This is a genomic window from Amycolatopsis acidicola, assembly GCF_007713735.2.
In the GTDB taxonomy this organism is placed as follows: domain Bacteria; phylum Actinomycetota; class Actinomycetes; order Mycobacteriales; family Pseudonocardiaceae; genus Amycolatopsis_E; species Amycolatopsis_E acidicola.
On record NZ_VMNW02000180.1, the window covers coordinates 2,501 to 5,178 of the forward strand.

At 56.3% G+C, this 2,678-nt stretch carries 2 rRNA genes (1 of these 2 cut by a window edge); both read left to right on the forward strand.

Annotated features, from left to right (window positions below):
- Window positions 1–2,460 (forward strand): 23S ribosomal RNA (locus FPZ12_RS45235); it begins 644 nt to the left of the window's first position.
- Window positions 2,461–2,560: 100 nt separating this feature from the next.
- Window positions 2,561–2,677: ribosomal RNA gene (gene rrf, locus FPZ12_RS45240) — 5S ribosomal RNA — on the forward strand.
- The last annotated feature ends 1 nt before the right edge of the window (window position 2,678 follow it).

Consider the following 2,678-nt stretch of genomic DNA (forward strand, 5'->3'; position numbering starts at 1 on the left):
TGATGGCGTGCCTTTTGAAGAATGAGCCTGCGAGTTAGTGCTGCGTGGCGAGGTTAACCCGTGTGGGGTAGCCGTAGCGAAAGCGAGTCTGAAGAGGGCGTTTGAGTCGCGTGGTCTAGACCCGAAGCGGAGTGATCTACCCATGGCCAGGGTGAAGCGACGGTAAGACGTCGTGGAGGCCCGAACCCACTTAGGTTGAAAACTGAGGGGATGAGCTGTGGGTAGGGGTGAAAGGCCAATCAAACTCCGTGATAGCTGGTTCTCCCCGAAATGCATTTAGGTGCAGCGTCGCGTGTTTCATGGTGGGGGTAGAGCTACTGGATGGCCTAGGGGCCTTACCGGGTTACCGAAGTCAACCAAACTCCGAATACCATCATGTGAGAGCGTGGCAGTGAGACGGCGGGGGATAAGCTTCGTCGTCGAGAGGGAAACAGCCCAGAACACCGGCTAAGGCCCCGAAGTGTGTGCTCAGTGGGAAAGGATGTGGGATTGCCCAGACAACCAGGAGGTTGGCTTAGAAGCAGCCATCCTTGAAAGAGTGCGTAATAGCTCACTGGTCAAGTGGTCCTGCGCCGACAATGTAGCGGGGCTTAAGCACACCGCCGAAGCCGTGTCACTACACTATTACTTCTAACGGAGGGTGTGGTGGGTAGGGGAGCGTCCTGCGCCCAGTGAAGCCGCCGCGTAAGCGAGTGGTGGAGGGTGTGGGAGTGAGAATGCAGGCATGAGTAGCGAATGCAGAGTGAGAACCTCTGCCGCCGGATGACCAAGGGTTCCTGGGTCAAGTTAATCTGCCCAGGGTGAGTCGGGACCTAAGGCGAGGCCGACAGGCGTAGTCGATGGACAACGGGTTGATATTCCCGTACCCGCGTATGTTCGCCCCTGATGAGGCGCATGAGACTAACCACCCGAAGCCAGGAGGTTCTTCGGAACCGAGTGGTGGAGCGTGGGACCTGAGTGTGTAGTAGTCAAGCGATGGGGTGACGCAGGAAGGTAGCTCCGCCAGTGAGTGGTTGTACTGGTGTAAGCGTGTAGGCCGTCATGTAGGTAAATCCGCGTGACATCGAAGGCTGAGACGTGATGCGTAGCCGTTGTGGTGAAGTAGAGTGATCCTATGCTGCCGAGAAAAGCCTCTAGCGAGAACATGTGCGGCCCGTACCCCAAACCGACACAGGTGGTCAGGTAGAGAATACTAAGGCGATCGGGTGAACTGTGGTTAAGGAACTCGGCAAAATGCCCCCGTAACTTCGGGAGAAGGGGGGCCAAGGCTCTTGAAGCCCTTCGCGGGCTAGGGAGCAGTGGCCGCAGAGACCAGCGGAAAGCGACTGTTTACTAAAAACACAGGTCCATGCGAAGACGTAAGTCGAGGTATATGGACTGACGCCTGCCCGGTGCTGGAACGTTAAGAGGACCGGTTAACTCCCTTGTGGGGTGAAGCTGAGAATTTAAGCGCCAGTAAACGGCGGTGGTAACTATAACCATCCTAAGGTAGCGAAATTCCTTGTCGGGTAAGTTCCGACCTGCACGAATGGCGTAACGACTTTCCGGCTGTCTCAACCACAGGCCCGGCGAAATTGCATTACGAGTAAAGATGCTCGTTACGCGCGGCAGGACGGAAAGACCCCGGGACCTTTACTATAGCTTGGTATTGGTTTTCGGTTCGGTTTGTGTAGGATAGGTGGGAGACTGTGAAGCGATCACGCTAGTGGTGGTGGAGTCGTTGTTGAAATACCACTCTGATCGGATTGGGAATCTGAACCTCGGACCGTGATCCGGTTCAGGGACAGTGCCTGGTGGGTAGTTTAACTGGGGCGGTTGCCTCCTAAAGAGTAACGGAGGCGCCCAAAGGTTCCCTCAGCCTGGTTGGCAATCAGGTGTTGAGTGTAAGTGCACAAGGGAGCTTGACTGTGAGACTGACAGGTCGAGCAGGGACGAAAGTCGGGACTAGTGATCCGGCACCTCCTGGTGGAAGGGGTGTCGCTCAACGGATAAAAGGTACCCCGGGGATAACAGGCTGATCTTGCCCAAGAGTCCATATCGACGGCATGGTTTGGCACCTCGATGTCGGCTCGTCGCATCCTGGGGCCGGAGTAGGTCCCAAGGGTTGGGCTGTTCGCCCATTAAAGCGGCACGCGAGCTGGGTTTAGAACGTCGTGAGACAGTTCGGTCCCTATCCGCCGCGCGCGTAGGAGACTTGCGGAAGGCTGTCCCTAGTACGAGAGGACCGGGACGGACGAACCTCTGGTATGCCAGTTGTCACGCCAGTGGCATGGCTGGTTAGCTACGTTCGGAAGGGATAACCGCTGAAGGCATCTAAGCGGGAAGCCTGTTCCTAGATGAGGTCTCCCACCCTTGATGGGTTAAGGCCCCCAGCAGACTACTGGGTTGATAGGCCAGAAATGGACGCACAGTAATGTGTTTTCGAGTTGACTGGTACTAATAGGCCGAGGACTTGTCCACAAACATGCTACGCATCCACTCTACAGCTCTGAAACACCACACAGGTTGTTCCAGGATAATTTCATTGTTCTGTCGAGCACCGCGTGTTGTTTCGTGGTGTTTCGGTGGTCATGGCGGCGGGGAAACGCCCGGTCCCATTCCGAACCCGGAAGCTAAGCCCGCCAGCGCCGATGGTACTGCAACCGAAGGGTTGTGGGAGAGTAGGACACCGCCGAACT